The organism is Rummeliibacillus pycnus (assembly GCF_050459865.1).
GTDB lineage: Bacteria > Bacillota > Bacilli > Bacillales_A > Planococcaceae > Rummeliibacillus > Rummeliibacillus pycnus_B.
In genome coordinates this window covers 68395-75177 of the sequence record NZ_JBCMNM010000023.1, presented here as the reverse complement: position 1 = coordinate 75177, position 6783 = coordinate 68395, and the positions used below count along the sequence as shown (strand labels likewise).

The window sequence follows — 6783 nt, the reverse complement described above, 5'->3', positions numbered from 1 at the left end:
TTTGTCCTTGTTACTAACAATAGTTAGTAATCAAAGTTTATTGATTAACGTCTTGCTTGTTCAGTTTTCAAGGTTCATGTTATTTCGTTGCTATCAAGCAACTTTTATATAATATCAAATCTCTCATTATCTGTCAACAACTTTTTTATAAAAGATTTAATTTATCGCCGTCGTCTTATAGACGACTCATAAATTATATCAGATAACACCTATGATGTCAACAAATATTTATTTCATTTGTAAGATTTATATCATTTTTGTCGTTTTGTTTTAGCGACTTGATTATATTATCATGTATATTTATATCCGTCAACAGTTTTTTATATGATTTTAAAATAGAATAATATAAATTCAATCCTAGTCTATGTATTGAAATGAATCACTTCTATTATACTAACTTTCTATATTCTCTTTTCACCATGAAATGCGCAGTTGGGACTTCTCACCATATCACTTGAAAAAATCCTCTGTCTACTTCTGGCATGCTAGTCCATGCCTTATCCTTATCAAAAACTGTTGAGAGTAATTTCGTTAACTCTAATGGCGAACTTAATACATGAATACCTTCACACCAAGCCTTCTGATGATTTTGCAACTCGTTTAACTGGTTCTTTAATAATTAATTTTGTGCATATGTAGCAAGCAACATTATTTGATTTCCTTCTATATAAATGTTCTAACTTTAAGCAGACAATGAAATGAGCGATTTCTCTTCCCTCTAACTTCAACATACATACAATTACCGTTGAATTTCTTTATAAAACATCCAGATGAAAGTAGTGATAATTTGCCAGTGCTTAGTTTTTATAAAGTACTATGCACTAACGACGCCTGAAATAATAAAGGAAAGACTATATCAGATGAAGTAAAACCACCTACTTCTGTAAAAAAGAACAATCAATTTTCTCTTAATAAAAAGAAAACCTGCAGATACACCTTAAACATGGACGTATCTGCAGGTTTAACTTTTCTATTTATTTTAAAATATAGTCAACTTATAAAAACTTATTTTTCCCCACTAAGCTCAACAAGGATTTTCGCTTGAGATTTATCGTTTGTTAATGCTTCGAAGCCTTTTTCTACGATATCGTCTAGTACAATTTGAGACGTTACGATACCTTGTGGTTTCAATTGCCCAGTACCCATTAAATCTATAGTTTGTTGGAAAGAAGTTGGTGTATAAGCAATTGTAGAAGTAATTTTTACACCAGTGTTTGTTAAGTGTAATGGGTTCCATTCGATTGGGCGTGCAAAGATTGAAACAATAACCATTGTACCGCGCGCACGAGTTGAATCAATCGCTTGTTTGAATGTTGGAGCAACACCAGCAACTTCAAATGTAACATCTACGCCACCAGGTACAATTTCGCGAACAGCCTCAGGACCGTTTACTTTACCAGAGTTAATAATGTGAGTAGCACCAAGTTCTATGGCTTTTTCTAGACGAGTTTCAGAAAGGTCAAGAACGATAATCTTACTTGCACCAGCTGCTTTTGCTGCAATTGCTGTAAGTAATCCTATTGGGCCAGCACCATAGATCGCTACTGTATCACCAAAATGCAAGTCACCTTCTTTAACAGCTTGTACTGCTACGGCAGTTGGTTCTACTAGAGCACCATCTTGTAGTGTTAAAGTTTCAGACAAACGATATAAATTAGATTCTGGAGCATTTGCATATTTTGCGAAACCGCCATCACCATGTAAACCGATAAAACTGAAACCATCATAACAATCAATATCTTCAGGTTTATTGCCATGTGTTAATGTAGGGTTAACAACTACACGATCTCCTACTTTATAATTTTTTACGTCTTTACCAACTTCCTCAATTACACCTGCAAATTCATGCCCCATGATAATTGGAGCAATTTCACCTGTTAATTCATCAGCTTTTTCTACTGGAACAAATACAGGACCTTCTTGATATTCATGTAAGTCACTACCACAAATACCTGCCCACGCAACACGAACTGTTACTTCATTATCTTTTAAAGGTTTTAACTCTTTTTCTTCAACACGAATGTCCTCTTTGCCATACCAAACTGCTGCTTTCATTGTTAGACCCTCCAAGAAAATTATAATTTCTAACCTTGTAAAAATTTTAATAACTATGAGGTAAATGAGCCTCTTTTGAAAGTAGGTTTCCGGAAACGTTTTCAAAAATTGTACTATATTATTCTTCTAATCTTTTAGTACAGTTGTAGTATAGTTTACTTTTTTGTAAAATGCACTCTATGAGTCCTTAATATTGAAATATCGGTAATTAGTCTGAATATATCTGTAATATTACTAGGTGCTACTAATATTTATTTGATAAATAAAGTAAGAAACTCTCCAAAACCCCAAAAATAAATCAAAAAATTCAGCTGTTTTTACTTCTAAATTAACTTTAAAGTCTCTATTCATTCTCCCTATTGACACAAAACATCCATTGTAAACAGAAAATAGCCATTGTAAAATAAGAAAGCAGAAACTGTTGATTGGTAGGATATAATGTAATTCTTATGTAACCGGACTAATTTAGCAAGGTATCCATCAACTACAAAGCCTGCTTCTATATTTACATCAGTCAACCGGTTTCCTAGAAATCGGTTTTTTATTTTCACATCGGAAATACTAGCTAATAAAAAGGAGGGCACACATGCTAAAGCGACTTGCGATCACAGGCTACAAAGCGCATGAACTTGGGATCTTCAATGATAATCATCCAGGTATTCCAATCATAAAAAAAGCCTTACAAGATCGGTTGATTCAACTTATTGAAGACCAACTGGAATGGGTTATTTTAAGTGGTCAACTCGGTGTTGAAACATGGGCTGCTGAAGTTGTGATGGATTTACAATTAGAATATCCCGAGTTAAAGTATGCTGTTATGACTCCCTTTCTAGATCAAGAAAAAAACTGGAACGAAGCTAAGCAAGAAAAGTATGAGATGATATTAGCACAAGCTGACTTTGTGACCAGCCTAACAAAACGACCATACGAAGCCCCTTGGCAATTTATAGAGAAAAATAAATTCTTTATCAAAAATTCAGATGGGATACTCATTGTATATGATGAGGAAAATGAGGGATCACCAAAATATATAAAAAAACTTGCCGAGCAATATGCAGACAAGAATGACTATGAAATTCTTCTAATTAATGCTTATGATTTACAAGTAGTTGCTGAAGAAGAACAAATGAAAAACTGGGAGCAATAAACAAGTTGCTACCCAGTTTTATTAAAAGATTCAAACATAGCCCCAAATATAACCTAAATTCCTTATATACTGTTTCCTCTCGAACATCTGAATTTCGGGCAGTTTTAAACAGTAACCGAATTTAATGCCGCTTCTTTTTCACGTACAAGAGGTATCACTTTTTCACCAAAATCCTTTAAATCTTCTTCATAATGTAAGAAGCCTGTTAGTACGATGTCTACTCCGATTTCCTTTAACTCAATGATACGTTTTGCCACTTGATCTGGCGTTCCAATTAATCCTGTTTTAAATCCTTCATTGTATTGCACAAGATCTTCTAGTGTTGCATCAGACCACATGCCTTTACCTTCTGGTGATGCTTTACCCGCTTGCTCAACTGATTTCTGGAACCCTTTTACTGCTTCTGTATTGGCATTTAAAACAATGTCACGAAGAACTTGTTGTGCTTCTTCTTCTGTTTCACGAACAATTGCAAATCCATTGACACCAAATTTAATTGGTTGTTGACCGTTTTCTTGACGTAATTTTTTTACATCCTCAATAATTTCTTTGAAACCTTCTAACGTATTACCATTCATGAAGAAGACATCTGATACACGACCACCCATTTCTTTTGCAGCACGTGATGCCCCACCTTGGAATACGGTAATTGGGTTAATCGGCTTCGGTTCAAGAGTCGCATTTTCTAATTTATAGAATTGACCATTATAATTTGCCGATTTATCATTCCAAAGTAATTTAAGCACTTCAATGAACTCTTCTGAACGCTTGTATCGAGCATCGTGATCTAGCCAAGGTTCACCGTAACTTAAGAATTCATCTTTTAGCCAACCAGACACTACATTTACCGATGCACGACCACTACTGATATGATCGATTGATGCCATCATCTTAGCGAATACTGCTGGTTGCCATAAACCAGGAAGCACAGCAGTAATAATGTTCAAACTTTTAGTTGAAGCAGCTAATGCTGAAGCAAGAGTTGCAGCTTCTAATTGATTTTCAGCACCATAACTTGATAGGAACCGAGTCTGTAACAATACGTAATCGAAACCAATTTTTTCAGCAAGCTGTGCATAACGTTTATTATCTTCATAATTCCAACCTGTTTTCTGTGGTAATTCTGAAACAACAAGCCCTCCACTCACATTAGGTGCCCAATAAGCAAATTGTAAAGCCATCTATAAATTCCTCCTCTTTATAATAATTAACCTTAAATCCCTATTTGTTTAGTAGGATTGTATTGTGACCTTTATGATAATTATCTTTTTATCAAATAGCAACTATAATTTTGAAAATAAATAATTTTCTGATATAAAAAACCAAATAAAAACATTATTCCTTTTCTGGTTCTAGATTTAATTCAAGAGAATAATAAAAGACAATCCAAAAATTGTATAATTAATTGTTTACGTTATCATAGAATCCAAAACCTATTTATCAACTAAGTTTTATAAGTTTTATATTGTTTATTAGGTTTATGTATGTTACGATAATCCCACTAAATAGTCAGATTATTAAAAATCCTGTGTCGGAAGGCAGTGAAATCAATGATGAAATATGGATATTGGTCCCCTCTATATGGTGGTTGGTTACGTAACATCGAGGATGAGTATAGACAATCACCTGCTACTTTTGAATACGTTAAAGAAGTTGCACAAACAGCTGAAAAACTTGGCTTTGATATGACATTAATCGCGGAGTTATTCTTAAATGATATAAAAGGTATTGAAGAGCCTGCATTAGACGCTTGGTCAACTACTGCTGCTATAGCTGCTGTAACAGAAAAACTTAACATCCTTACAGCCATTCGTCCAGGTTACTACAAACCACAAACTTTCGGGAAAATGGCTTCTAATATCGATAATATTAGCAATGGGCGTTTAGCATTAAACGTCGTATCTGCATGGTGGGAAGAAGAAGCTCGCCAATACGGCGGTGCTTTTACTGCCCACGATGATCGTTATAAACGTACAGAAGAATTTTTAGAAGCATTAAACGAATTATTTACAAAAACCCCTGCTTCATTTAAGGGTGATTTTTATGAATTTGAAAATACCGTACTTTTGCCAAAACCTGTTAACAATAAACACATTCCTATTTATGCAGGCGGCGAATCTGAAACAGGTAAACAAACAATTGCTAAAACATGTGACTCATATGTAATGCACGGTGGCACATTGGAAGAAATCAAAGCAAAAATTAGTGAAATGAACGAGCGCCGTGTAGGGCTAGGTAAACCAGACTTTGAAACATTCGGAATGGCTGCATTCATTGTTTGCCGTGATACAAAGGAAGAAGTACAAGCTGAATTAGAACGAATCACCACCATGAACCCAGAAAGTAAAGCTTATGCTGGCTACAAAGATTTCACGAGTAAATCTCAACTTAATGTAAAAGTAAGCAAAGAAGACTATTGCGTTTCTAATCGTGGCTTACGTCCAAACTTGGTTGGTACACCAGAACAAATCGCAAAACGTATTCTTGAATTTGAAGAAGTTGGCTTGAATCTTTTAATTCTTCAATTCTCACCTCATCTTGAAGAAATGAAGATCTTTGCTGAAAAAGTAATGCCATTAGTTGAACAACTCAGAAATGAAAAAGCGGAGGTTATATAAATGTCAAAAATCTATATTATCCATGAAAACAGTGAATGGACGGACCATTTAACAAAACGTTTAAACGAACTGAATCTCCCTTATGAAGAGTGGTTTTTAGATCAAGGGAATGTTGACTTAAATTCTGCTCCACCAGAAGGCATTTTTTATAGCAGAATGAGTGCATCATCCCATACACGTGATCACCGCTTTGCTCCAGAACTATCAAACGCAGTACTTGCTTGGTTAGAATTTCACGGTCGTACAGTATTCAACGGTACTGATGCCCTTAAACTCGAATTGAGTAAAGTAAATCAATACTTAGCACTGGAAAAAGCAGGTATCCGTACACCAAAAACAACCGCTGTTGTAGGAAAAGAACAAATTATCGAAGCTGCAAAAAAATTAAACGCTCCTTCATTTATCACTAAACATAACCGTGCCGGTAAAGGTCTGGGTGTACAATTATTCAACTCTATTGAGGCTTTAGATTCATATGTAAATGGTCCACTTTACGAAGAGCCCGTTGATGGAATCACATTAATCCAACAATATATTAAATCACCAGAATCATTCATCACTCGCGCGGAGTTCGTAGGTACTAAATTCGTTTATGCTGTTCAAGTTGATACCTCTAACGGTTTCGAGCTATGTCCAGCGGATGCTTGCCAAATCAACGACTTATTCTGCCCAGTTGGTGAGCAAGTTGAAGACAAACCTAAATTCCAAATCGTTGATAATTCAGTGTTAGATATAGAACAAATCGAATCTTATGAAGAATTCTTAAAAGCTCAAAATATTACTGTTGCAGGTATCGAATTTATCAAAGATGAAGATGGTATTGTTTATACGTACGATATTAATACCAACACTAACTACAACAGCGATGCTGAAGCAAAAGCTGGCAAGTACGGTATGTTAGAACTAGCAAAATATCTAGGGGAAGCTTTAGAAAGACAAAAGACTCTTGTTTAAGAACGTCAA

The 6783-nt window shown here is 34.9% G+C and carries 5 protein-coding genes; 3 read left to right on the top strand and 2 right to left on the bottom strand.

The features are described from left to right. Positions 1–1005 precede the first annotated feature (1005 nt). A complete protein-coding gene (locus ABE048_RS06535) occupies positions 1006–2055 on the bottom strand; it encodes a 2,3-butanediol dehydrogenase (protein WP_430310035.1) in 1050 nt (349 codons plus the stop codon). Positions 2056–2641: 586 nt separating this feature from the next. Here ABE048_RS06535 and ABE048_RS06530 point away from each other — a divergent pair. Continuing rightward, positions 2642–3202: an SLOG family protein gene (locus tag ABE048_RS06530; protein ID WP_430310033.1), complete on the top strand. Its 561-nt coding sequence runs from the start codon at positions 2642–2644 to the stop codon at positions 3200–3202. Positions 3203–3306: 104 nt separating this feature from the next. Here the strand turns inward: ABE048_RS06530 and sfnG are convergent, their stop codons facing one another. Then, the gene (gene sfnG, locus ABE048_RS06525; protein WP_430310031.1) at positions 3307–4383 is read right to left on the bottom strand and encodes a dimethylsulfone monooxygenase SfnG; all 1077 of its coding nucleotides are present in this window, start codon (positions 4381–4383) and stop codon (positions 3307–3309) included. Positions 4384–4755: 372 nt separating this feature from the next. On the opposite strand from sfnG, the gene ABE048_RS06520 reads away from it, so the two are divergent. Beyond that, complete coding sequence (locus ABE048_RS06520; protein WP_430310043.1) at positions 4756–5820, top strand: LLM class flavin-dependent oxidoreductase; 1065 nt, start codon at positions 4756–4758, stop codon at positions 5818–5820. Then, positions 5821–6774 carry an ATP-grasp domain-containing protein gene (locus tag ABE048_RS06515; RefSeq protein ID WP_430310029.1) on the top strand — a complete coding sequence of 318 codons (954 nt, stop codon included), beginning with the start codon at positions 5821–5823 and terminating at the stop codon, positions 6772–6774. The last annotated feature ends 9 nt before the right edge of the window (positions 6775–6783 follow it).

Bases quoted from the DNA above. Each gene is read 5' to 3' on its own strand.
- ABE048_RS06535 (WP_430310035.1), bottom strand. From the start codon at position 2,055: ATGAAAGCAGCAGTTTGGTATGGCAAAGAGGACATTCGTGTTGAAGAA.
- ABE048_RS06530 (WP_430310033.1), top strand. From the start codon at position 2,642: ATGCTAAAGCGACTTGCGATCACAGGCTACAAAGCGCATGAACTTGGG.
- sfnG (WP_430310031.1), bottom strand. From the start codon at position 4,383: ATGGCTTTACAATTTGCTTATTGGGCACCTAATGTGAGTGGAGGGCTT.
- ABE048_RS06520 (WP_430310043.1), top strand. From the start codon at position 4,756: ATGAAATATGGATATTGGTCCCCTCTATATGGTGGTTGGTTACGTAAC.
- ABE048_RS06515 (WP_430310029.1), top strand. From the start codon at position 5,821: ATGTCAAAAATCTATATTATCCATGAAAACAGTGAATGGACGGACCAT.